The sequence below is a fragment of the Arthrobacter agilis genome, assembly GCF_002953615.1.
Taxonomy (GTDB): Bacteria; Actinomycetota; Actinomycetes; order Actinomycetales; family Micrococcaceae; genus Arthrobacter_D; species Arthrobacter_D agilis_B.
This window is the reverse complement of sequence record NZ_CP024915.1, coordinates 2,132,117-2,154,388: the sequence shown is the minus strand read 5'-3', so window position 1 is coordinate 2,154,388 and position 22,272 is coordinate 2,132,117. Positions and strand designations below refer to the sequence as shown.

The window sequence follows — 22,272 nt, the reverse complement described above, 5'->3', positions numbered from 1 at the left end:
TCCACCTCCGTGGGTACGGCCCGGATCGGTGCGTCGATGCCGAGCTCGGCCAGTGCCGCCATGGTCCGTGCGTGGAACTCCGCCACCGACTGCGGCTCGAGCGGCACGCTGCGGTCCCCGCCGGAACTGCTGCGCACCACCAGGCGGTGCGCCACGACGTCGGCCTCGATGTCGAACATCCCGTCCCCGTAGGGGATGGCGGAGGTGCCGAGCCCGCGCGGCGTCACGTAGAGCGGCACCTGCCACCAGTGGTTGACCAGCGGGGCGTGCGCCATGCGGATCTTGCCGACCACCTGGAGCCACATGTGCAGTGTCGACTGCGTGTCCTGCCAGTCCGCGACGCGCAGCGCCGGCCAGCCCGGCGCCGTCGTCGTTCCCGTAATCACCTGGTCGCTCATGCTGCTCCTCCGCCTCGTCGTGTGCGGCCAATCTATGCGCCCTTCCCGCGCTGGTACAGGCCATGACGGTTCGTGGTGCTTGCTAGGGTGGCATCCGACGGATCCCGGCCGAGGCGGAACACGTACGCAGTGCGCGTTCCTCTCCGGGGTCACCCCGGGGCACGCAGACCGACCAGCACAGGGCGCCTCAGGCGCCTGACTGCGCTCCGCGCAGCTCAGCGCCCGAACAGAAGGACAGGTCGGCCGGGATCCGTCGCGCTGTCGCACACCGGTGCGGCGACGCCCAGGCGGAGGGGGAGCCATGGACGACACCGAATCCCTGCCGGACGACGGCGGATCCTTCCCTGCCCGCGGCGGCCCGGTCCGGGCCAGCCGTGGGACGGCGGCGGCCAGGACGCTCGCACGGACGCCTGCGCCCGGCGGTCCGGGACTCGCGTTCCTCCTCGCGGGGGCATTCCTGACCGCGCCCGCCTGGCAGCGCGAGGACCTCCTGGACGCCGGTGCCGCCGTCCTCGGGGGCCGGCGGCGCTGGCTGGGGCCGCTCGTCCGCGCCGTGCTCGCCGGCTACCCGCGGCGGCCCGACGGCGCTCCGCGTGAGCTCGCCCGCTGGATCCGCGCCCAGCCGGTCTTCACGGACGCGATCGGGCGAGCGGCCGCGAGGGGCGTTCCGATCACCCCGGCCCGGTACCTGACCGCAGGCGCCCCGGAGGAGGGGCACCGCCCATCCCGCGTGGACCTCGGGACGGGGGCGCCGGCAGCACCGGGCGCCGGGGACTTGGGCCGGCTCGCGCGGGAGCTCAGGCTGACACCGGGCGAGCTCGACTGGTTCGCCGACACCCGGTCCTGGAACCGGCGCGCACCGAGCCAGGCACTCCGCCACTACCGCTATGAGTGGCGTTCGCGCCCGGGACGTGTCCCGCGGCTTCTGGAGGTCCCCGGGATCCGCCTGCGCACCGTGCAGCGCCGGGTGCTCGATCTCGTCCTCGCCCCGATCCCCCTGCACCCCGCCGCCCACGGGTTCGTCCCGGGACGCAGCGCGAGGACGGGTGCGGCCCTGCATGCCGGGACGGACGTCGTCATCTCCCTGGACCTCGTCTCCTTCTTCGCGCACGTGTCACCGGGCCGGATCTTCGGTGTGCTGCGGCAGGCGGGCTGCCCCGAGGCCACCGCGCACGTACTCACCGGACTCTGCACCCACTCCGTCCCCGAGGCTGTCCTGCGGGCCATGCCCGGCGGCGGCACTCCGGAGGAGCGCTTCGCACTCGCCCGGGCCCTGCGTGCCGCACACCTCCCGCAGGGCGCGCCGTCCTCACCCGCCCTCGCCAACCTCGCGGTGCGGCGGCTCGATTCCCGGCTGGCGGGCTGGGCGGAGGCAGCCGGTGGCACGTATACGCGCTACGCGGACGACCTCGCCTTCAGCGGCCCGGCCGGCCTCGCCCGCCGGGCGGACGCCTTTCTCCGGGGTGCCGAGCGCATCGTCGCGGCCGAGGGCCACGAGGTGAACAGGCACAAGACCCGCGTCCGCAGCGCGGCGACACGGCAGACCGTGACGGGCGTCGTCGTCAATGCGCATCCGAACGTGGCACGGGCCGACTACGACGCCCTCAAGGCGACCCTGTACAACTGCCTCGTCCACGGTCCGGAGTCGCAGCGACGCGGCCAGGCCGACTTCCGCGCACACCTCGGCGGGCGCATCTCCTGGGTGGAGTCCCTCAACCCGCTGCGCGGCCGCAAGCTCCGGGAGGCCTTCGACCGCATCGGCTGGTGACGGCTCTAGGAGGCCAGGTCCTCGTCGATGTTGAGCTCGTTGCCCGGGATGGAGGCGAGCAGCCTCCGGGTGTAGGGGTGGCGGGGGTTCTGGAAGACCTCTTCGGAGCTGGCGGCTTCCACGAGCTCGCCGTCCTTCATCACGCACACGTAGTCCGAGATGAGGCGGACGACGGCGAGGTCGTGGGAGATGAAGAGGTAGCTGAGGCCCAGTTCGGACTGCAGTTCGCCGAGGAGTTTCAGGATCTGCGCCTGCACCAGGACGTCGAGCGCGGAGACGGGCTCGTCGCAGACGATCAGCTCGGGCTGCAGGGCGAGGGCCCGTGCGATCGCCACACGCTGCCGCTGCCCGCCGGAGAGTTCCGCCGGGTAGCGCCGCAGGGCGTTCTGTGGGAGGGAGACCTGGTCCATCAGTTCGCGGACACGTGCCGCCCGCTCCTTCCGGGACCCGCGCTTGTACGCGTTGAGGGGTTCCTCGACGATGCGCTCGATCGTGAACATCGGGTTCAGCGAGGAGTAGGGGTCCTGGAAGATCGGCTGCACGCGCTGGCGGAAGTCGTTGAGCTGCGCCTTGTCGAGGGTGGCCACGTCCATGCCGTCGAACGTCATGGTCCCCGAGGTCGGCTCGATCAGTTTGAGGAGCATGCGCGCCGTCGTGGTCTTGCCCGAGCCCGATTCCCCGACGATCGCCACGGTCTGCCCGCGCGGGACATCGAGTGTGACGTTCTTCGCCGCGTAGAAGTCCTCCTTGCTGCCGCGGCGCTTGTAGATCTTCGTGAGGTCACGGATCTCGACGATGTTCGGGGGAGCTGCGGGGCCGGCGGGAGCCGCGTCGATCCCGGGTGCGGCCGGACGGTCCGAGGACGACGTCGCAGCATGCGCTCCGGCGGCAGCGCGGGGTGCGTCCTGGGCATGTCCATCACCCGTCGCGGGAAGGTGGTCGGAACCGTGGTCGGTGGGAACCCCGCCGTCGTGTCCTGCCTCGTGCTCCGCGAAGACGGCCTCGGCCAGCTTGAGCCGGCTCGCGGTGTCCGCCGTGAAGGCGCCGGGGCGCAGGCGGACGGCGGCGACGCTCGGGGCCGCCCGGACGAGGGACTGCGTGTAGGGGTGCTGCGGATCGTTGAGCAGCTGCTCGGCCGGTCCGGTCTCGACCACACGGCCGCGATGCATCACCACGAGCTGCGAGGCACGCTCGGCGGCCAGCCCGAGGTCGTGCGTGATGAGGAGGACCGACGTGCCGAGCTGTTCGGTCATCGTCTCGATCTGGTCGAGGATGGTGCGCTGCACGGTGACGTCCAGGGCCGACGTCGGCTCGTCGGCGATGAGCAGGCGGGGCTGGCAGGCGAGGCCGATCGCGATCAGGGCCCGCTGCCGCATGCCACCCGAGAACTCGTGCGGGTACTGCTTGGCGCGCTCGCCGGCGTCGGGCAGGCCGGCGGCCGTCAGTACCTCGATCACGCGCTGCTTGACGTTCTTCTTGGTCGCCATGCCGTGGACGAGGAGTGTCTCGGCGACCTGCGTGCCGATCTTCGTCACCGGGTTCAGATTGGACATCGGGTCCTGCGGTACGAGGCCGATCGCCCTGCCGCGGATGGAGCGCATCCTCGCTTCCGGCAGAGCCACCAGGTCCTGGCCCTCGAACAGGATGCTGCCGGAGGTGACCCGGCCGTTGCCGGGCAGGAGGCCGATGCAGGCCATCGCCGTCGTCGACTTGCCCGAGCCCGACTCGCCGACGATCGCGAGGGCGCTGCCGCGCTTGAGCGTGAAACTCGCGTCCTCGACCGCCTGGACCTCGCCGTGGGTGGTCCGGAAGCTCACCGCCAGGTTCCGCACCTCGAGCAGGGGTGCGTCGAGGTTCTCTGGCTGGTCGGCCGCGCTTCCCGCGGGAGTGATGTCCGTCATAGCACCATCGTGCCCTATGTCCGGGGCCGTCGCCGTCCACGCGACGGGGCCCGGGCTAACTTTTCGGGAACGATGCGGCGCCGTCGGCCGCAGCGGTGAGCCGGGTCGCGAGGTGGTCCACCGCCAGGCGGTAGCCGTCGACGCCCGCACCGACGATCACGGCATCCGCGACGCCCGAGAGGAAGGAATGGTGCCGGAACTCCTCGCGCCGGTGCACATTGCTGATGTGCACCTCGACGACCGGGAGGCCCACCCCGGCGAGGGCGTCCCGGATGGCGATCGACGTGTGCGTGTAGGCGCCGGCGTTGATGACGATCCCGTCCGCCGTCGTGCGTGCGGCGTGGATGGCGTCGATGATCTCGCCCTCGTGGTTGGACTGCATCGCCGTCGTGGTGCAGCCGCGCTCCCGTGCGGCATCCGACGCGAGGCGGACGACGTCGTCGAGTGTCGCCGTCCCGTACACGGCCGGCTCCCTGGTGCCGAGCAGGTTCAGGTTCGGGCCGTTGATCACGAGGATGCTGGGGGTGCGTGCCGGGGTCATGCCCTAACTATGCCGCACGCCCGGCACCGGCCGGCGGATCCGCGAGGCGGGAACGCAGGCGCACGGCGCCCACCGCGCCGGCCACCGTCACGAGGCTCATGGCGGCGAGGACGACGCCCGGGTGCCACCAGGCAGCGCCCGTCGCGATGCCGAACTGCTGGGTGATCGACGGGGCGAAGCCTGCGACGATCGCGGCGATGCTGTAGGCGAAGGACAGGGCGGTGAACGCCGTCGCCGGCCGGAAGATGTCCGCCATCAGGCCGCCGAGGGCTGCCCAGCTGGCGGTCGGCAGGATCCCGCCGAGGATGATCGCGGCGATGTACAGGGGTTCCGTCGCGATGCTGATGGTCCAGTACAGCGGGAAGGCGATCAGCGCGGTCCCGAGCGCCCCGCCGGCGACCACCTTCGCGGAGCCGATGCGCATCGCCAGGTAGCCGAAGGCCGGGATGGTGACGAGCTGGAGGATCGACCCCACGAGGGCTGCGTTCAGGACCGTCGCCTGGGACAGCCCGAGGGTCTCGGTGCCGTAGGCCTGGGTGTAGGTGACCATGAGGAAGTAGGAGCCGATGCCCAGGACCGCGGAGGCGATGGCGACCACGATCGCGGTGGGCTGGGACTTCAGGACCTCGAGGAAGGGGACGCGGGGGAGGGCATGCTGCCGGCTCGTCTCCCGGAAGACGGGCGTCTCGTCGATGGCGAGCCGGAGGTAGATCGCGACGGCGAGGAACGGGAAGGCGAGCAGGAACGGGATGCGCCAGCCCCAGGTCGTCATGACGTCCGGGGCGACGACGGCGAGGACGAGGAAGATGGCGGAGATCAGCATGGTGCCGACGGGGGACCCGAGCTGGGGGATCGAGGCGTAGAGCGCGCGCTTGCGGGGCTCGGCGTGCTCGGTGGCGATGAGGATCGAGCCGCCCCACTCCCCGCCGAGCGAGAGGCCCTGCAGCAGGCGCAGCACGGTCAGGATGATCGGTGCCCACACGCCGATGGTGCTGTAGTCGGGCAGCAGCCCGACGGTGCCGGTGGCCAGCCCCATCAGGGTGATGGTCCAGATCAGGGTGCGCTTGCGGCCGATCCGGTCGCCGAGGTGGCCGAAGAGGATCGCGCCGAGGGGGCGTGCGACGAATCCCATCGCGAAGACCAGGAACGCCGAGAGGGTCCCGGCGAGCGGATCCTGCTCGGTGAAGAAGACGGTGTTGAAGACGAGCGCGGCGGCGGTGCCGAACACGTAGAAGTCGTAGGACTCGAGGGCTGTTCCGACGAAGGAGGCTCCGGCGACGCGGCGGGCCATGCGCGGATTCGATACGGGGGGCTGCTGCACGGTAGTGGACACGCTGAAATCATCCTCTCGCTCCGGCGTACGGGCCATCTTTTCGGACGAACGTCACATCCCGGGCACGTCGTCCGTCCGCAGCGCGGCCGCTGCGGCGCTGCTCGGAGCCGCCGGGCTGCTCAGGTGGGCAGGGCCGCACCGGCACCGGCGGTGATGATGGCACGCCCCGTGGTGATGAGCGACTCCGTGATCGCCGTCGGGTCGCCCAGGTAGCCCTGCACCATGGCGCCGTCACGCAGCATGATGAGCTGGTCCGCGACGATCCCGGGCTGCTCCACCCCGAGCTCGGACAGCAGCTTCGTGACGACGGAGTGCAACCACGCCCGGTACCGCTCGACGGCGGCGCGGACCACATTGTCGGCTGCCGGGTACTCGGCGGCCGCATTGATGAAGGTGCATCCGCGGAATCCCGGCCGGCAGGCTGCACTGCCGTTGGCGGCGGCCAGGGCGAGCAGGACGCTGCAGGCATCCGGGCCCGCAGCACGCTCCCTGTCGACGGCGGTCCGCAACTGCTCCAGCTGGTTCTCGAGGTAGGCCACCACGAGGTGCTCCTTGGACCCGAAATGCCGGTAGAAGGTGACCTTCGTGGTCCCGGCGTCGGCGATCACCTTGTCCGCACTGACCGAGCGGATGCTGTCGGCGTCGAACAGTCGTGTCGCGGACGCGAGGATGCGTTCCCGGACGGGGGGCTGGGCGTTCATGGATGCTCCCGTGAGAGGGTGGATTTGGGTCGGGTGGAGTTACTAGTTAGTCTACCGGAAGGAGCGGGGGCCAGTCCGGCCCCCACGACGGAAGGATCTCCCCACATGAGTGCTCTCTACACCGCAGTCGCCACTGCCACGGGCGACGGACGCAACGGCAAGGCACACACGGACGACGGGCAGCTCGTCGTCGACCTGGCGGTCCCGAAGGAGATGGGTGGCGCCGGTGGCGCCACGAACCCCGAGCAGCTCTTCGCCCTCGGCTACGCAGCCTGCTTCCACAGCGCACTGAAGCTCGTCGCCGGCCGCAGCAAGGCCAGGATCAGCGACACGGCGGTCACCGCCGAGGTGAGCATCGACGCGGTCGACGGCGGCGCGTTCCAGCTCGCCGTCGCCCTGCACGCCGAGATCGGCGGCGTGGACCAGGAGACGGCGGACGCACTCGTCGAGCAGGCCCACCAGGTGTGCCCCTACTCGAACGCCACGCGCGGCAACATCGAGGTCACGGTCGACGCCACGATCGGCTGATCCGTTCCGGCTGGACGCAGAGAGGCCCCCGCACGCGCGGGGGTCTCTCTGCGTCCCGGGTCGGGCGCTACTTCCGGAGCGAGACGGCGATCTGCTGCATGATCGTGGGGTCGGACAGCGTCGTGGCGTCGCCCACCTCGCGGCCTTCGGCGACGTCCTTGAGCAGGCGCCGCATGATCTTCCCGCTGCGGGTCTTCGGCAGTTCGGGCACCACCAGGATGTTCCGCGGCTTGGCGATCGGTCCGATCTCCTTGCCCACGTGGTTGCGCAGGGTGGTGACGATGTCGTCGTCGTCCTTCGCCGAGCCACGGAGGATGACGAAGGCGACCACGGCCTCGCCCGTCGTCTCGTCACTGGCGCCGACGACGGCGGCCTCCGCGACGGACGGGTGGCTCACCAGCGCCGATTCGATCTCGGTGGTGGACAGGCGGTGGCCGGAGATGTTCATGACGTCGTCGACCCGGCCGAGGAGCCAGATGTCCCCGTCGCTGTCCTTCTTGGCGCCGTCCCCGGCGAAGTACATGTCGTCGAAGCGGGACCAGTAGGTGTCCTTGAACCTCTGCGGGTCGCCCCAGATGCCACGCAGCATGGCGGGCCACGGCTCGCGGATCACCAGGTAGCCGCCGGAACCGTCCGGCACCGACACCCCCATCTCGTCGACGACGTCGACGGCGATGCCCGGTACGGCGACCTGCGCGGAGCCCGGCTTGGTCGCGGTCACCCCGGGCATCGGCGCGATCATGTGCGCGCCGGTCTCCGTCTGCCACCACGTATCCACGATCGGCGCCTGTCCGCCGCCGATCACCTCCCGGTACCACATCCACGCCTCGGGGTTGATCGGCTCCCCGACGGAGCCGAGCACGCGGATCGACGAGAGGTCGTACTTCTGCGGGATGTCGCGGCCCCACTTCATGAACGTGCGGATGGCCGTCGGTGCCGTGTAGAGGATGGACACCCTGTACTTCTCGATCAGTTCCCACCAGCGGCCCTGGTGCGGGGTGTCCGGCGTCCCCTCGTACATCAGCTGGGTGGCGCCGTTCACGAGGGGCGCGTAGGTGACGTAGCTGTGACCGGTGACCCAGCCGATGTCCGCCGTGCACCAGAACACATCGGTCTCGGGCCGCAGGTCGAAGGTGTTCCGATGGGTGAACGCGGTCTGGGTGAGGTAACCGCCGGTCGTGTGCAGGATGCCCTTCGGCTTCCCCGTGGTCCCCGAGGTGTACAGGATGAACAGCGGGTGCTCCGAGTCGTGCGCGACGGCGACGTGTTCCTCCGGGGCGCCGTCGACGACGTCGTGCCACCAGGTGTCGCGTCCCTCGGTCCACTCGACCGGTTCGTTGTTGCGGCGGACGACGACCACGCTCGTGACCGTGTGGCCCTCCTTCTCGAGGGCCCCGTCGACCGCCGGCTTCAGGGGGCTCGGCTTGCCGCGGCGGTAGGTGCCGTCGGAGGTGACCACGAGCTTGGCCTCGGCGTCGTCGATGCGGCTGCGGAGAGCGTCCGCCGAGAAACCACCGAAGACGACGGAGTGGACGGCGCCGATCCGCGCACAGGCGAGCATCGTGACGACCGCCTCGGGGATCATGGGCAGGTAGACGGCGACGCGGTCGCCCTTCGCCACGCCGAGCGACTCGAAGGCGTTCGCCGCCTTCTTCACCTCCCGGGTCAGTTCCGCGTACGTGATGGTGCGTGTATCACCGGGCTCGCCCTCGAAGTGGATGGCGACGCGGTCGCCGAGGCCGGCTTCGACATGGCGGTCGAGGGCGTTGTAGGCGGCGTTGACCGTGCCGCCCACGAACCACTTCGCGAAGGGCGCGTCCGACCAGTCGAGCGTCTCGGTGAAGTCCTGGTCCCAGGTGAGGAGCTCCCGCGCCTGGCGGGCCCAGAACTCCGTGCCCTGCTCGCGTGCCTCGTCGTAGAGGGACGGCTGGGCGACGGCGTTCGCGGCGAACGCCTCGCTGGGCGGGAAGCGCCGTTCCTCGTGCAGCAGGTTCTCGAAGGCATCGCCTTGTCGTTCGGCGGTCATGTTCTACCCCTTTGTGACGTGTTCAATGACGGACAGGACGCAGGGTGCCGCGACGGCTCGCCGCACCGCAACGTGCTCCAGTGGAACACTATCGAGTTCTCCCCGCCGGTGTGTGCCCGGCGTCACAGGACCTAGCCGAGATGCGGCGATTGTGCGGTGAGCGGCGGTCGGCTCGGCATCTCCTTCGGTGGAGAAGGCGCGGGCCGATGGCTAGGGTGGAAGGAGGTAAGTGATGCCGGCGGCCGATGCAGCCGGTGACCAGCGCTAGAAACGGGAGTTTGAGATGACGGAAGCAACCGAGGGGCGACTCGCCTCCGGCCAGGAGGCGACGGCATCCCGAACCGACGCACGGGACACGGGCGCGCAGGCGGCCGGGAAAGCCTCCGGCACGGACGGTCCGTCCGGCACGACGGCGACCCGGCAGGCCGGCGCCACCGGGCCGAGCGAGGCCGTGCTCGGTCCGTTCACCCTGCGTGAGGCCGTCTTCGGCGGAGGCGTTGCGCTCGTGTTCATCGGGACGCTGCTGCCGTTCATCGACGGCATGGTGCGCTACGCGAACTTCTGGAACAGCGGCCCGCTCTTCTTCATCGGCATCGGCATCCTGCTGCCCGTGATCGCACTCGCCCTCCTGGCCGGACGACGCCTGGGAAGTGCGGGACTCCGTGTCGGATCCCTCTCCGTCGACCAGTTCGCATCGGTCACCGCCGTCCTGGCCGCCACCTACTTCTTCCTCCAGACCGTGACCGACTTCCACCCCGGACCCCTGCTCGCGCTGATCGGGTCCCTCGCCATGCTGGCCGCGACCGTCACCGCTCCTTTCCTCCCGGTCTTCCGGAACGACTTCGCGGAGCGGCCGGAGGTGCCTGCGCCCGCTGCGGCCCGCCCCATCACCGCAGCCCGCCCCCGCCCGAAGCAGCCCAAGCAGCCCAAGCCCGAGGCCGGAGCGAAGACCCGGCAGGCTTCGACGACCTCCGGTACCGGCACGGCGGGAGTCAATCCTGCCGCTGCCGCAGTGCTGCAGAACGGCGCGGGCCTGTACGGTGCGGGCGGGGCAGGCGCCGTCGGTGCCGGTGCCGCCGCATCGGGCCAGTCCGGGATGGAGCGGGGAGCGTCGCAGGGCACGCCGACGCACAACGACCCGGTCACCGGTACGACGACGGCCGAACCGTCGGGGTCCTCCGCCGTCGGCCGCGGTGCGGAGGCCACTCCGGAGGATGCGGGCACGCGGACCTCCGATTCCTCGGATCGGAACGCCTCCGAGGCCGTCCCGTCGCAGACCACGACGCCCGCCGCGGATGCGACGCGGGTCCACGACGTCGTCCGCGACGACCTCCCGGGGTCCTCCGCAGCGGAGACCGCGGAGGAACGGAGCCACCAGGAGCCCATCACCGCAACGCGCTTCGCGGAGGAGGAACCCGTCGTTGAAGCGTTCTGGTTCGCGGTCGGCTCGCCTCGTCCCGTCGTCGACGAACAGACCGGCCGTGAGGTCTTCACGCTCCAGCCGGGCGACTGGGAAGTCGGCATCGAGGATCGCGGGAGCGAGTTCCTGGTCCAGGACAAGCGCACGGGATCGGTCGGTATCCTGCGGGACCTGCGCAACATCGAACGCGCTCCCCGCGACTGACGCATTCCGCCCCTGCCCGTCGTGGCCGGTGGCTCGAGCAGCACCACCGAGAGGAGATCCGCGCGTGGCAGGCAGGAAAGCGAAGATCGAGGAGGAATCGCCGGTCACCCTCAAGCGCCGCGCCCGCCGGATCAACAGGATCCTCGGTGAGACGTACCCCTATGCGGTGGCGGAGCTCGACTTCCGGAACGCGTTCGAACTGCTGGTGGCGACCGTGCTGTCCGCGCAAACCACCGATGTGAGGGTCAACCTCACCACCCCCGCCCTCTTCGAGCGGTACCCCGACGCGCGGACCATGTCCGAGGCCGAGGAGCTCGAGCTGCAGGAGATCATCCGCCCCACCGGGTTCTACCGCGCGAAGGCCAACAGCCTCCTTGCGCTCTCCCGGCGGCTCGTCGACGAATTCGACGGCGAGGTGCCCGGCACGCTCGAGGACCTCGTGACCCTGCCCGGGGTGGGACGCAAGACCGCGAACGTGGTCCTCGGCAATGCGTTCGGTGTGCCCGGCATCACCGTGGACACGCACTTCGGGCGGCTGTCGCGCAGGTTCCGCTGGACGACGTCGGAGGACCCCGTGAAGGTGGAACTCGACGTCGCCGCGCTGTTCGACCGCAAGGACTGGACGATGCTCTCCCACCACGTCGTCTTCCACGGCCGGCGGATCTGCCATGCCAAGAAGCCGGCGTGCGGGGTCTGCCCCGTCGCGGCCCTGTGCCCGTCCTACGGGGAGGGCGAGACGGACCCGATGAAGGCGGCCAAGCTGCTCAAGTACGAACTCGCGCCGGGCCGGGAGGAGCTGCTGGACCAGATGCGGGCCGGCCGGACCCGGGCAGAGCTCCGCGAGGCCGGGCACGGCCTGGGTGCCTAGGACCCGGCTCGTGCCGGGAGGGGATCCGGCGGATGCGGCGGTGACGGCGTACGACGAGCTGACTCGATGGGTCAGGTCGATGGACCGGCCCGGAGCCACGCTGCTGCAGCCGCACGGCTGGCAGTTCGCGACCTTCGATCCCACCAGGAGCCGTCGCGCTGCCGTGCTGATCCTCTTCGGAGCCCGGGACGGGGGCCGGTCCGGACGACCCGGCAGGGATCTCGGGCGCAACGAACTCGACGTCCTGTTCGTGATGCGGGCCAGTTCGCTCTCCAACCATCCGGGCCAGGTGGCGTTTCCCGGCGGCGCGATCGACGCCGGGGACGCGGACGAGGGCGCGGCAGCCCTGCGCGAGGCAGAAGAGGAGACGGGGGCTGACCCTCGGGGCATCGAGGTCCTGGGGACCCTGCCCGACGTGGGACTCCCCGTCAGCAATTTCATGGTCACGCCGGTGCTCGGCTGGTGGGCCGAGCAGTCGCCGATCCGTGTCGTGGACACCGCCGAGTCCGAACTGGTCTTCCGGTGTCCCGTGGAGACCCTCCTCGACCCGTCGCGCCGCCGGACGGCAGTCGTCCGGCGCGACGGATTCGTCAGCCGGACACCCGCGTTCCTGGCGCCCGAAGCGGTGATCTGGGGATTCACGGCGATGCTGCTGGATGCGGTGTTCGACGGTCTCGGCTGGACGGAGCCGTGGGACCGGTCGCAGGAGATCCCCGCACCCCTGTGAAGTGCCCTGGCCCGGACCGCGATCGCCGGGCGTCGCACGGAAGCGTGACCGGAGGCCGTGCGGACTACTTCGCGTCCGCGTAGGACGTCACGGTGACCGTGGTGATGGAGAATTCGATCGGGATGGCACCGAAGATCAGCCGCGTCGCCGCCCGCGCAGCGTCGCCGAGGAGGGCCTCCGCCTCGGCGGCCTGCTCCACCGGGACATGCAGGACCACCTCGTCGTGCAGGAAGAAGGCGATGCGGCTCCGCGGCTGCGGGATGCTGCTCGCGGTCAACCGCCGCCGGATCTCCGCCAGCCAGCACAGGGCCCACTCCGCGGCCGAGGCCTGCACCACGAAATTGCGCGTGAAGCGGCCCCGGGCCCGCGCCGCCGCGTCCGCGCGGCGCTGCTCCTCCGCCGTCGTCGTCCGTTGCCTCGCGCGCCATTCCTCCGAGGCGGGCGGGCAGCCACGGCCGAGGTAGCTCGAGACACCCTCCCCGGCTTCCCCCGCCCTCGCCGCCGCCTCGACGACGCCGATGGCGCGCGGGTAGGCGCGGGTCAACTGCGGCATGAGCCGCCCGGACTCACCGCTCGTCGCACCGTACATCGCGCCGAGCATCGCGAGCTTCGCCTTCGCACGATCACCGCCGAATCCCTGGTCGGCGATGCCCTGGTAGAGGTCCCTGCCGCGCGCCGCTGCGGCCAGCGCCGAGTCCTGTCCGAGCGCCGCCAGCACCCGGGGCTCCAGCTGCGCCGCGTCGGCGACCAGGAAGACATGACCCTCGTCGGGCCGGACGGCGTCGCGCACCTGCCGAGGGATCTGTAGCGCACCGCCGCCCCGGGACGCCCACCGGCCGGAGACGACGCCGCCCACGACGTACTCCGGCCTGAAGCGTCCTGCGTGGACCCAGGTGTCGAGCCAGTTCCAGCCGTTCGCCGTCAGGAGCCGCGACAGTTTCTTGTAGGCCAGGAGCGGTTCGATGGCGGGGTGCTGCTGCTGCTCGAGTTCCCACGAGCGCGTGGTCCTCACCTCGATCCCGGCGCGGTGCAGGGCCCGCAGGACCTCCTGCGGGGAGTCCGGATTGAGCGCAGGGCTACCCAGCTCGGCACGCAGCACCCCGGCGAGCCGCTCGAGTTCGTTCGGCCGCGCACCCTCCGCGGGCCGCGGCCCCAACGTCCGTTCGAGCAGCTCCTCATGCACGTCCCTGCGCCACGGGAGTCCCCAGTGTTCCATCTCGGCGGCGATGAGCGAGCCCGCGGACTCGGCGGCGACCAGCAGGGTGAGGCGTGCCGGCTCCATGGCATCGGAGACGGCGGCGAGCTGGTCACGGAACGTCCCGAGGACCTCCTCCGGGGACGGACCGGAGGGCTCCCGCGGCTCGTCGAACAGCGAGCGCTGGTTCGGCGGCGGAGGGGGTGGCATCAGGAGCCGGGGAGGCTCCGTGCCGTCGTCCTTCGGGGCCGCCGATCTCAGCGAATCGATGTAGGGGGAGGGCCGGCAGGACGCCGAGTAGGCCAGGATGTCCCGGGTCAGTGCGAGGTCCCAGCATCGGTCCACGGCGACGCCCGCGGTCAGGAGGGCGGGATACCAGTCCCGTGTGCTGCTCCACACCCAGCGCGGGCGCTCGACCTCCAGGCGGGCGACGGCGTCGCCGAGCCCGTCGCGGTCGAGCACGTCCGGCTCACCGACGGACCCGCCCTCCGCATCGAGGCGCTGCAACGCCACGGCGGCGTCGCCACCGCGACCCGACGGCAGGGACGCCACGGCTATGTACATGAGCATATTGTCGGCGGTCGCGCTGTCATTCCTTCAATCCTGGTCCTTGTCCACATAGGGGTGACCCCTGCGGTGACGCCCACCCGGTGCAGCGAGGCTTGCCGCATGACTCGGCAGACGCGGACGCGGACGGAACGGCGGCAGCCCGTGGTCCTCGCCGGAGGGACGCAGTTCGTCCTGGATCAGGTGGCGCGCGCATGTGCTGCCGCCGGGATCGCGGGCCTGTTCGTCCCCACCCTCGCCGAAGCACTCACGCACGACCCGCTGGTGCTGCTCGTCGCGGTGGACCAGGCCGCGGCGGGAGTGCACGGGCAGCGCGAGGTCATCGTCGTGGGGACCGCCGACGACGAGCAACGGGCCTGGGGAAGCGCTGCGGCCCTCGCCTCGTCGCGCGTCGTGATCCTGCCGCAGGGTGCGGGCTGGCTCGCCGAACACCTCGGACGGCGGGTCAACCCTGCCGCCACCGGCGCGGTGGTCGGCTTCGTCGGTACCGCCGGCGGCTGCGGCGTGAGTACCTTCGCCTTCTGGTGTGCCCGACGCACCGCGGACCAGGGTAGGTCCGTGCTGCTGGTGGACGCGCATCCCCTCGGCGGCGGCCTCGATCGTGCCCTCGGCATCGAGGAGCACCCCGGCGTGCGGTGGCACGACCTCGAGGAGATCCGCGGGACGCTCGGTGCCGAGCAACTCGCCGCCGCCTTGCCCTCCGTCGGCGGCCTCTCCGTGCTGTCGCACGGCACGCGACCCGGCCCGCCCGGCGTCGGGCGAGGGGACGCGACGGGGCCGGCGGGAGCTGTCATGGAAGCCGCGCGCGGCGCGTTCGACACCAGCTTCATCGACCTCGGCAGCACCGGGACAGGTGACCGGGCCCTCGCGTCTGCATGCGACCGCCTGGTCCTCCTCGTGCCATCGAGGCCTCGCGGCGTCGCCGCAGCGGCCGCCGTCCTCCAGGAGTGCGGGTCCGTCCCGGTGACCATGGTGCTACGTGGGCCGGTCCTCGACGGCCTCGACGCCTGGGCGGTCGCCGAACTGGCGGGACGCCCGGGTCCGCTCCCGTACCTCCCCTTCGTCCGGGGGGCCGCCACTGCTGAGGCGAGCGGCAGGATGGTCGACTTCGCCCTGCCCAGGAAGGCACGCAGGATCGTCGAGTCCGTCGCTGCCGAGGGGGACGCGGCCGCATGAAGGAGCCCGACCCCCAGAGGCAGCCGACCCGGCGCGAGCTACGCGCCGGTCCCGGGGCCGGCACCCTCCACCGGGGTGCACCACCCCGGCCGGTCGCCGACGGGGCACGCGACAGGGACCCGGGTGCCGCGTCGATGGTGGAGTCGGTGCGGCGGGCCGTTCTCGCCGGGGACGTGCAGGCGACCGGGGCGGCCCTCGCCGACGCCGTGGGGTCGAGTGGCAGGCTCCTCGGATCGGAGGGTACCCTATCGGCCCTCGACCGGGTTCGTGCGGAACTCAAGGGACTCGGACCGCTCGAGCACCTCCTCGCCCAGGAATCCACGACCGACATCCTCGTCAACGGGCCCTCGGACGTGTGGGTGGACGGCGCGGCGGGACTGCAGCGGGTGGGTTCCGTCTTCGCCGGCGATTCGGAGGTACGAGCGCTCGCCGTGCGCCTCGTCGCCGCGGGTGGGCGGCGCCTGGACGACGGCAATCCTGCCGTCGACGTGCGGCTGGACGGGCTCCGGATCCATGCGGTGCTCCCGCCCATCTCGACGACGGGAACGCTGCTGTCCATCAGGATCAGGAGACCGCTGCAGTTCTCGCTCCCGGAACTCGTCGACCGCGGGACCGTGGCGCCCATGATGGCGGAGGCACTGACCCTGATGATGCGCCGCCGCCTCAACTTCCTCATCAGCGGTGCGACGGGGACGGGAAAGACCACCCTCCTCTCGACGCTCCTCGGGCTGGCCGGCCCGCGGGAGCGTGTGGTGCTGGTCGAGGACGCCGCAGAGCTCGACCCTGCACACCCGCACACCGTCGGGCTCCAGTCCCGTCACGGCAACCTGGAGGGTGCCGGCGTCCTGGACCTCACCGAGCTCGTGCGGCAGGCCCTGCGCATGCGACCGGACCGGCTGGTCGTGGGGGAGTGCCGGGGCGCCGAGGTCCGGGAGTTGCTGGCCGCGATGAACACGGGGCACGACGGTGGTGGGGGAACGGTCCACGCCAATTCCGCCGACGCCGTCCCGGCCCGTTTGGCGGCGCTCGCAGCGCTCGCCGGCCTGTCGCCCGAAGCCCTCGCCCTGCAGGCAGCGAGCGCACTCGACGTGGTGGTGCACGTCGTGCGCGACGTGCGTGGCCGCCGGGTGGAGAGCATCGGGCTCCTGGAACTCGGCCCGGGCAGCGGCCTCCTGGTGCGGCCGGTCCTCGTCGACACCGGCGGGCAATGCCGACGAGCCTCGGGATGGGACGACTTCGCCCTGCGGGTGGGCCGGAGCGGGGACGGGCCATGACCGGAGTCGTCGTGGCAATCCTCCTGGCGCTGGCCGGCACCGTCCTCGTGCTGCCGACCACGGGCCGGAGCGGCAGACGGGCGCCGGGTACCACGACACGTCCCGCTCGGACCGGCAGCACGCCCGTGGAAGCAGGGGTCTCCCGGCCCGACCGGCCCTGGAGGTCCCGGCGTCCGGCAGTCGACCTCCACGAGCTCCCGTTGTTCGTGCACCAACTGGCGGGGCTCCTCAGGGCAGGGCGGCCTCCACACGTCCTCTGGGCGGATATCGAGGCCGTCTACGCCGACGGGAGCAGTACCTTCGCGGCCGCCGTGCGCCCGATGATCGCCACAGCACGGCGTGCCGCGGACCTCGGCCTGGGTGTTCCCGACGCCCTCCGCCAAGGGGCTGCACATCGCAGCAATGGTGCCGGGGTGTCATCGTCCGCCGCGCACGTCGACCGGCTGTGGATCGACCTCGCGGGGTGCTTCGAGGTGGCGGGGCGCAGCGGTGCGCCCTTGGCCGGGATCCTCGAGCACTACGCCGCACAACTGGACGCGCACCTCGATGGGCTGTCCGCCAGGGATACGGCGCTGGCGGGTCCGCGGGCGACGGTGGTGCTCCTCTCCTGGTTGCCGGCCGTCGGCCTGGTCCTCGGTTTCGCACTGGGCACCAACCCGCTGGAAGTCCTCACCGCGTCACCGCCGGGGCGCCTCGCGCTGGTCGCCGGCGCCGTCCTGATGATCGCATCGCGGATGTGGTCCCGATGGCTGGTGCAGCGGGCGGGTGGGGGATCACCGTGATGCCCGGTCTCCTGGTGTTCGCCCTGCTGGCGGCGGCGTCCTCCGTGATGACGGTGTCGTCGGGGCGGCTCCGTCCGGCCCACACGGAGCGACGGGGCGTGGAACAGGACGGCGGGATCCGCGACGGTCCGTTGCTCCTCGACCTGCTGGCAGCGCTGTTGTCCGCCGGAGCATCGGTGGAGCATGCGCTGTCGCTGGTCGCCGAATCCTGCGAGCCCGGTATCCGCTCGCACCTGGTCCGCGTGCACACGGCACGGCTCCTCGGTGCGTCGTGGGATGCGGCCTGGGAAGCCGGGGCGGGGAGCCGGGCGGACACGCCGCCCCCGGGTTTCCTGCACCATGCCGGTCGGAGGCGGTCCGTCCGCGATCAGGACCGCACCGTGGAGGACGTCCGGCTCGGTCTGCGCTTCGCCACATCGACGGGCGCGCCCTCGGCGGCGCTCCTCCACGCCCATGCAGCGCAGCTGCGGCGACGGTACAACCGTGAGATCGACAGGAAGGCAGCAGCCCTGGGCGTGCAGCTCGTCCTGCCCCTCGGCCTGTGCTCCCTGCCGGCCTTCATCTGCCTCGGCGTCGTGCCTGTCGTCCTGGGGCTCCTGCCCTCCCTCTGATGTGAGTGCCGGCGCTCCGCGGAGCGTGTGCGAGTGCATCCCGCTGCAGGATCCGACCGTGAGTCCCGCTGCGCCGGTCAGGTCACTCGTCCCGCGCATTCCGCTGAATCGGTCGGGCCGTTCGTTCCGTGCATTCCACATGCGCCGGTCGGGCCGCACGTTCCCGTGCATTCCGCTGCGCCGGTCGGACCGTTTGTTCCCCTGTTCCGGGGAGATGCGCTCCGGGGCAGGATGACCGCGGCACCTCGGGCACAGGGGTTATCCACTTAGCCCGTCCTGTCGTCGAGTGAGCACCGGCTGGTGACGAGAGTTGGTCCTGCGGCGATCGTCGCGGAGAGCACGCGGGACCTGTGTCCCTCGTCGAGGAAAGGACAGTCCATGTCAGAGGAGACCCAGCTCGAGGTAGTGCAAGGGTCGGCGTTCCGAAGCGCCGTCGTCGCTTCGGACGGTGCAGCAGGCTGCGGCAGCCCGGTGCGTCCTGCGCCGTCCGAGCTCTCGCAGGCGGCACCATCGGCGCCGCTTCATCCGGTGGGCGACGCCGAGCGGGAGAAGCCGGAGGGCGGCAGGCACGGGGCCGTCGCACCGGCTCCGATGCCGGTCGACCGGATGAGCCGTCGGGCGGAGGCTCGACGCCGGCGGTCGAACGAGCGGATCATCCGCCGTCGGAAGGACCCGGCGACAGGTCAGGAAGCCGGGATGGCGACCGCCGAATATGCGGTTGTGATGTCAAGCTAGCACTGCTTAATCTTCTCTGTATGACCACCATGCAGCGCCCACGAGCAGCCATCTACGCCCGAATCAGCCGGGACATAGCGGGGCAGGGATTGGGGACGGAGCGCCAGGTGGCGGAGTGTCAGGCCCTTGCCGACCGTAACGGGTTGGAGGTCGTCCGGGTGTACGTGGACAACGACATTTCGGCATTCGGAGGTCGACCGAGGCCGGAGTTCGAACGGATGCAAGCGGACATCCGGACTGGCACCGTCCAGACGGTCGTGTGCTGGGACACGTCACGGCTATTACGGAAGACACGCGAGTTGGAGGACTTTATCGACCTCTGCCAGCCACGGAACGTGGACACGCTTCAAGTGAACGGTCTGCGGGTTGACCTCTCCAGCTCACATTCCCGAGCTATTGCGAAGCAGGGTATGGTCTACCACCAGATGGAATCGGAGCTCAAGTCCGAACGCATAAAGGCGCAGAAGCGCCAGGCAGCCGCATCGGGTAAGTACCTCGGGGGGAGGGTTCCGTACGGATGGCGCAAGGTGGACACCATTACGGACACTCTAGGCCGGGTGCGGGGCGGACAGATCGTCGTCGATGATCCCGCGGCCGCGCTGATCCGGTCGGGCACCGAAGCAATCGTGGCCGGCCGGTCGCTGATCAGCGTGACGCGGGAATGGGCCGACGCGGGCGCGATCGGACTCACCGGCAACCGGATGAACACCACGCAGGTTCGGCGCATCCTGCTGCGACCGCGCAACGCCGGGCTGTCCATGTTTCATGGACAGGTGATGGGCAACGACTGGCCAGCCATCGTGCCGCTGTCCACGTTCCGAAAAATGGAAGCGATCCTGACCAGCCCGGATCGTCCGCGCCAGGCGGAATCGAAGTTCCGCTACCTGCTGTCCGGTGTCGCCTTGTGCTACTGCGGGGCCTACATGACGGGCTTCGGAGCCCCTGAGCGTCGCTCCTACCGGTGTAGCGTCCACCAGGCCGGCGGGCGCTACATCCGGGGCCATGCGAACCGCGCCATGGGGCCGCTGGACCACTACGTCCGGTCGGTCACCTCGCACTACTTGGGCCGTTCCGACGTACGCGCCCAACTGCTAAAGGATATGCAGCGGCTCGCGGACTCGGAGCGGCCCGTGGAGTCGGCGGACATCGCCCGGTTGGTCAGCATGAAGCAGGACTTGATCCGTCGATGGACTCGTGGCGAAATCGACGACGGCGAGTGGGAGGAAGCTAGGCAGGAGATAGTAAACCAGATCGCCGCACTGGAGGCCGTGACGAAAGCGAACGGTGGCAACCGTGCGGTCTTCAGCGCCCTTGCCACGGAGGACCCGGGGGCCGCGTTCCTGAGCTCTCCGGTGGAGGTTCAGCGGGAGATACTGCGCGAGGTCTTCCGGATTCAGCTTCGGGAGTCTGGGCCCTATCGTGGGACCTTTGACCCCGAGACAGTCAGCATCACCTTGAAAGAAGCGATGGATGGTTAGCCGGCGCGGAGTGCCTATTCGGAAACCGATCCTGCGGCTCTGCTGCACCGGTCGAGGCACCCATCCCCGTTTCGTACTGCACGAGTTAACGTGTCTTTACAGCTCCGACCCCGGGCCCACGACTGTCATTCTCCTCGTTAACGAGGACCGGAACAGCGGGGTGTTCAACACCTCACCAGACAACCCGGAAGCCTCGTCACTCCGTTTCTTATGTGGCCTTTGCTCGCGTGATATCAGGTTGAAAAGCGAAAGGCTGATGCCGGCGGCAGAAGAAGCGGCCTTGTTGCGCTGGAAGTTCCTCGACCTCTCCTACTTCGCCGTCTAACGGTTCGTGTTGTAGGGTCTACGACTAATAGTCGAAGCAGGGTCACCTGCGGGACCGCCGCCGCGCTGGCGCGTTGCCGAGTTAGCGAGCCATACGACCTCCGTCGGGTCGGTACCTTCAGCGTACCCTCGGAGCACTAAATGGCTGTTGAGCCAACAACCTGGACCCATGCGCGGGCGAGAGTGGCCTCGCTCTCGAAATCCCGCCCAAGCGACGACCCAGACCTGGTCACGGAGCGTCAAAACCTCAAAGAACTACGCCTTGCCGAACGCATACGTGAAGCCGCCGAATCCCTGCCCTTGTTCCGCCCGGAGCAATCCACGCGACTCGCCACGCTGCTTCGCGATAGTGGTCAGAAGTGAGGACGGATGAAAGCCGCCCTGACGTGGTCGGGGCGGCTTCCGATATCTCCGGACGAGATTCGGTCAGCCTACCGCCGATGAGCTCAGAGAACGCAGAGCACGCGGCGGCGGGGGCGTACGTCGTCGTTGTCCGGGTGTCGGAGGACCGGATTCGGCGGCGAGTATCTTTGAACCTCCCGGCGGCCGAGCGTGCCGCCAGGCGTGCCCTTGCTGCTGGGCGGCCTGTCCGGGTCGTGCTGTGCCGCCTTGTCCCGGCTGGGCTCGATACCGGGGAGGGTTGGTCATGACGGACGCCCGGATGCCGGAGCGGTGGCTCAATGATCGGCGGTTCCGCCGGCTGTCCTCGGACGGGTTTCGTTCGTTCACAATGTCCCTTCTGTGGTGTGTCGCGAACCGGACGGACGGGCACCTGCTGCCTGAGGACCTGCCCTGGATCCCGGATTTTTTGCCTGGCGACGTGCCCAAGCTTGTAGATGCTGGCCTGTGGGTGCCGACGGCTAGCGGCTGGCTCGTCTATGACTTCCAGACGACACAGACCAGCAAGGAACAGCTCGACGGTCTCGAAGCCCGGAAGCGCCAGGATGCCGACCGACAAAAGGCCAAACGCCGCCGAGACAAGGAATCCACGAGTAGGGCTGGTCATCGCGTGACGGAATCACGTGACGACATAGGACAAGGACAAGGACAAGGACAAGGCTCTAGACGTGAGGCAGTCGAGAACAGTAGGGACACGGCTCTCGAGACCGGCTCCACTGTTTTGGGTGATGATGCGTCGTCATCGGTGCCCGCCGCGCTGTGCCACGGGTGTGGGAAGGAGCTCGACGTCTGGTCCCGTGGGACGGTAGCCGGTCATTGCCTGACGTGCTCGCGCGCATGTCCGCGGTGTACCGCTGTTTCCGATGATTTGGCGCGCGCTTCTTCGCCGGGTGCGCCTCCGACGTTGCGGAGCAGGAGAGTGCAGCTCGAGAATGCCGGCGGTGCCCGGCCTTGGCTGAGTGCTGGCAGTACCAAAACGACTACCCCGAGAGGGCTGGCGTTTGGGCCGGCCTGACTGAAACCGAACGGAAGGCAAGACGCTAATGGGAATTAACGACGCGGAAATGATCGCGAACCTCGAAGCTATCGCGATAGTCGGGCTGATCGTTCGGAACGAAGGGGACGAAGGCGCGGCAATCATGGCTAACGAATCGGAGGACCCGGTCCGGCTTGCGCGGGCAGCCTGCGGGATGGCCGCCGCCGTGCTTGTGGCACTCGCTCCGGATCGTGCCGAACTGTTCCTAGACGGGTTCCGGCAAAATGCTTTCGAACGTCTGGCCGGCTCGTGATGACGTCGCCGCGCGATGATGTGCCGG

General features: G+C 70.1%; 18 protein-coding genes and 1 pseudogene. 12 read left to right on the top strand and 7 right to left on the bottom strand.

The genetic code is table 11. The features are described 5' to 3' along the window. On the bottom strand, window positions 1-398 hold a 398-nt coding region (locus tag CVO76_RS10500; protein ID WP_244185892.1), incomplete at its 3' end, for a DUF5996 family protein. A 301-nt stretch (window positions 399-699) separates the two neighbouring features. On the opposite strand from CVO76_RS10500, the gene CVO76_RS10495 reads away from it, so the two are divergent. Continuing rightward, window positions 700-2,166, top strand: a complete 1,467-nt coding sequence (locus CVO76_RS10495) for a reverse transcriptase family protein (RefSeq protein ID WP_208739194.1) — start codon at window positions 700-702, stop codon at window positions 2,164-2,166. A 5-nt stretch (window positions 2,167-2,171) separates the two neighbouring features. On the opposite strand, the gene CVO76_RS10490 is transcribed toward CVO76_RS10495, so the two are convergent. The 4 genes from CVO76_RS10490 to CVO76_RS10475 all read right to left on the bottom strand — a co-directional run bounded on the left by CVO76_RS10490 (window position 2,172) and on the right by CVO76_RS10475 (window position 6,642). Continuing rightward, window positions 2,172-4,067 carry a dipeptide ABC transporter ATP-binding protein gene (locus tag CVO76_RS10490; protein ID WP_208739193.1) on the bottom strand — a complete coding sequence of 632 codons (1,896 nt, stop codon included), beginning with the start codon at window positions 4,065-4,067 and terminating at the stop codon, window positions 2,172-2,174. A gap of 55 nt (window positions 4,068-4,122) precedes the next feature. After that, window positions 4,123-4,608 (bottom strand): type II 3-dehydroquinate dehydratase, encoded by a 486-nt coding sequence (gene aroQ, locus CVO76_RS10485; protein ID WP_208739192.1) that lies wholly within the window; start codon window positions 4,606-4,608, stop codon window positions 4,123-4,125. Between the two features lie 7 nt (window positions 4,609-4,615). Continuing rightward, window positions 4,616-5,941 (bottom strand): MFS transporter, encoded by a 1,326-nt coding sequence (locus tag CVO76_RS10480; RefSeq protein ID WP_244185890.1) that lies wholly within the window; start codon window positions 5,939-5,941, stop codon window positions 4,616-4,618. Window positions 5,942-6,060: 119 nt separating this feature from the next. Further along, entirely contained in the window at window positions 6,061-6,642 is a 582-nt protein-coding gene (locus CVO76_RS10475; RefSeq protein WP_208739190.1) for a TetR/AcrR family transcriptional regulator, read from the bottom strand. Window positions 6,643-6,747: 105 nt separating this feature from the next. On the opposite strand from CVO76_RS10475, the gene CVO76_RS10470 reads away from it, so the two are divergent. After that, window positions 6,748-7,170, top strand: coding sequence for an organic hydroperoxide resistance protein (locus CVO76_RS10470; protein WP_133081184.1), 423 nt, complete (start codon window positions 6,748-6,750; stop codon window positions 7,168-7,170). Between the two features lie 67 nt (window positions 7,171-7,237). Here CVO76_RS10470 and acs read toward each other — a convergent pair whose 3' ends face one another. Further along, entirely contained in the window at window positions 7,238-9,196 is a 1,959-nt protein-coding gene (acs, locus tag CVO76_RS10465) for an acetate--CoA ligase (RefSeq protein WP_208739189.1), read from the bottom strand. Between the two features lie 283 nt (window positions 9,197-9,479). Between acs and CVO76_RS10460 the strand changes: the two genes are divergently transcribed. The 3 genes from CVO76_RS10460 (at window position 9,480) to CVO76_RS10450 (ending at window position 12,415) form a co-directional block, all read left to right on the top strand. Then, window positions 9,480-10,820 (top strand): hypothetical protein, encoded by a 1,341-nt coding sequence (locus CVO76_RS10460; RefSeq protein ID WP_208739188.1) that lies wholly within the window; start codon window positions 9,480-9,482, stop codon window positions 10,818-10,820. A gap of 64 nt (window positions 10,821-10,884) precedes the next feature. Continuing rightward, window positions 10,885-11,688 (top strand): endonuclease III, encoded by an 804-nt coding sequence (nth, locus tag CVO76_RS10455; protein ID WP_208739187.1) that lies wholly within the window; start codon window positions 10,885-10,887, stop codon window positions 11,686-11,688. A gap of 79 nt (window positions 11,689-11,767) precedes the next feature. Beyond that, window positions 11,768-12,415: an NUDIX hydrolase gene (locus tag CVO76_RS10450; RefSeq protein ID WP_133081575.1), complete on the top strand. Its 648-nt coding sequence runs from the start codon at window positions 11,768-11,770 to the stop codon at window positions 12,413-12,415. A 64-nt stretch (window positions 12,416-12,479) separates the two neighbouring features. On the opposite strand, the gene CVO76_RS10445 is transcribed toward CVO76_RS10450, so the two are convergent. Then, complete coding sequence (locus CVO76_RS10445; RefSeq protein WP_208739186.1) at window positions 12,480-14,174, bottom strand: bifunctional 3'-5' exonuclease/DNA polymerase; 1,695 nt, start codon at window positions 14,172-14,174, stop codon at window positions 12,480-12,482. A 105-nt stretch (window positions 14,175-14,279) separates the two neighbouring features. On the opposite strand from CVO76_RS10445, the gene ssd reads away from it, so the two are divergent. From ssd to CVO76_RS10410, 7 genes and pseudogenes are all read left to right on the top strand, one after another. Next, window positions 14,280-15,353: a septum site-determining protein Ssd gene (ssd, locus tag CVO76_RS10440; protein ID WP_208739185.1), complete on the top strand. Its 1,074-nt coding sequence runs from the start codon at window positions 14,280-14,282 to the stop codon at window positions 15,351-15,353. Continuing rightward, complete coding sequence (locus CVO76_RS10435; protein ID WP_432206093.1) at window positions 15,350-16,627, top strand: TadA family conjugal transfer-associated ATPase; 1,278 nt, start codon at window positions 15,350-15,352, stop codon at window positions 16,625-16,627. The genes ssd and CVO76_RS10435 overlap by 4 nt, the downstream gene beginning before the upstream one ends. After that, a complete protein-coding gene (locus tag CVO76_RS10430) occupies window positions 16,624-17,409 on the top strand; it encodes a type II secretion system F family protein (protein ID WP_208739184.1) in 786 nt (261 codons plus the stop codon). Before CVO76_RS10435 ends, CVO76_RS10430 begins: the two co-directional genes overlap by 4 nt. Further along, complete coding sequence (locus CVO76_RS10425) at window positions 17,409-18,020, top strand: type II secretion system F family protein (RefSeq protein ID WP_208739183.1); 612 nt, start codon at window positions 17,409-17,411, stop codon at window positions 18,018-18,020. The genes CVO76_RS10430 and CVO76_RS10425 overlap by 1 nt, the downstream gene beginning before the upstream one ends. A 755-nt stretch (window positions 18,021-18,775) precedes the next feature. After that, on the top strand, window positions 18,776-20,233 hold the full coding sequence (locus tag CVO76_RS10420) for a recombinase family protein (protein WP_208739182.1): 1,458 nt from the start codon (window positions 18,776-18,778) through the stop codon (window positions 20,231-20,233). 1,614 nt (window positions 20,234-21,847) lie between these two features. After that, window positions 21,848-22,000: pseudogene (locus CVO76_RS17615) on the top strand (WhiB family transcriptional regulator); the annotation flags it as partial. Further along, entirely contained in the window at window positions 22,000-22,245 is a 246-nt protein-coding gene (locus CVO76_RS10410; protein WP_208739181.1) for a hypothetical protein, read from the top strand. The pseudogene CVO76_RS17615 and the gene CVO76_RS10410, both read left to right, overlap by 1 nt. Window positions 22,246-22,272 lie beyond the last annotated feature (27 nt).

What these genes read in the sequence shown, in the direction of transcription:
- CVO76_RS10495 (WP_208739194.1), top strand. Translation starts at nt 700, where the DNA reads ATGGACGACACCGAATCCCTGCCGGACGACGGCGGATCCTTCCCTGCC.
- CVO76_RS10490 (WP_208739193.1), bottom strand. Translation starts at nt 4,067, where the DNA reads ATGACGGACATCACTCCCGCGGGAAGCGCGGCCGACCAGCCAGAGAAC.
- aroQ (WP_208739192.1), bottom strand. Translation starts at nt 4,608, where the DNA reads ATGACCCCGGCACGCACCCCCAGCATCCTCGTGATCAACGGCCCGAAC.
- CVO76_RS10475 (WP_208739190.1), bottom strand. Translation starts at nt 6,642, where the DNA reads ATGAACGCCCAGCCCCCCGTCCGGGAACGCATCCTCGCGTCCGCGACA.
- CVO76_RS10470 (WP_133081184.1), top strand. Translation starts at nt 6,748, where the DNA reads ATGAGTGCTCTCTACACCGCAGTCGCCACTGCCACGGGCGACGGACGC.
- acs (WP_208739189.1), bottom strand. Translation starts at nt 9,196, where the DNA reads ATGACCGCCGAACGACAAGGCGATGCCTTCGAGAACCTGCTGCACGAG.
- CVO76_RS10460 (WP_208739188.1), top strand. Translation starts at nt 9,480, where the DNA reads ATGACGGAAGCAACCGAGGGGCGACTCGCCTCCGGCCAGGAGGCGACG.
- CVO76_RS10450 (WP_133081575.1), top strand. Translation starts at nt 11,768, where the DNA reads ATGGACCGGCCCGGAGCCACGCTGCTGCAGCCGCACGGCTGGCAGTTC.
- CVO76_RS10445 (WP_208739186.1), bottom strand. Translation starts at nt 14,174, where the DNA reads ATGTACATAGCCGTGGCGTCCCTGCCGTCGGGTCGCGGTGGCGACGCC.
- ssd (WP_208739185.1), top strand. Translation starts at nt 14,280, where the DNA reads ATGACTCGGCAGACGCGGACGCGGACGGAACGGCGGCAGCCCGTGGTC.
- CVO76_RS10435 (WP_432206093.1), top strand. Translation starts at nt 15,350, where the DNA reads ATGAAGGAGCCCGACCCCCAGAGGCAGCCGACCCGGCGCGAGCTACGC.
- CVO76_RS10430 (WP_208739184.1), top strand. Translation starts at nt 16,624, where the DNA reads ATGACCGGAGTCGTCGTGGCAATCCTCCTGGCGCTGGCCGGCACCGTC.
- CVO76_RS10425 (WP_208739183.1), top strand. Translation starts at nt 17,409, where the DNA reads ATGCCCGGTCTCCTGGTGTTCGCCCTGCTGGCGGCGGCGTCCTCCGTG.
- CVO76_RS10420 (WP_208739182.1), top strand. Translation starts at nt 18,776, where the DNA reads ATGACCACCATGCAGCGCCCACGAGCAGCCATCTACGCCCGAATCAGC.
- CVO76_RS10410 (WP_208739181.1), top strand. Translation starts at nt 22,000, where the DNA reads ATGGGAATTAACGACGCGGAAATGATCGCGAACCTCGAAGCTATCGCG.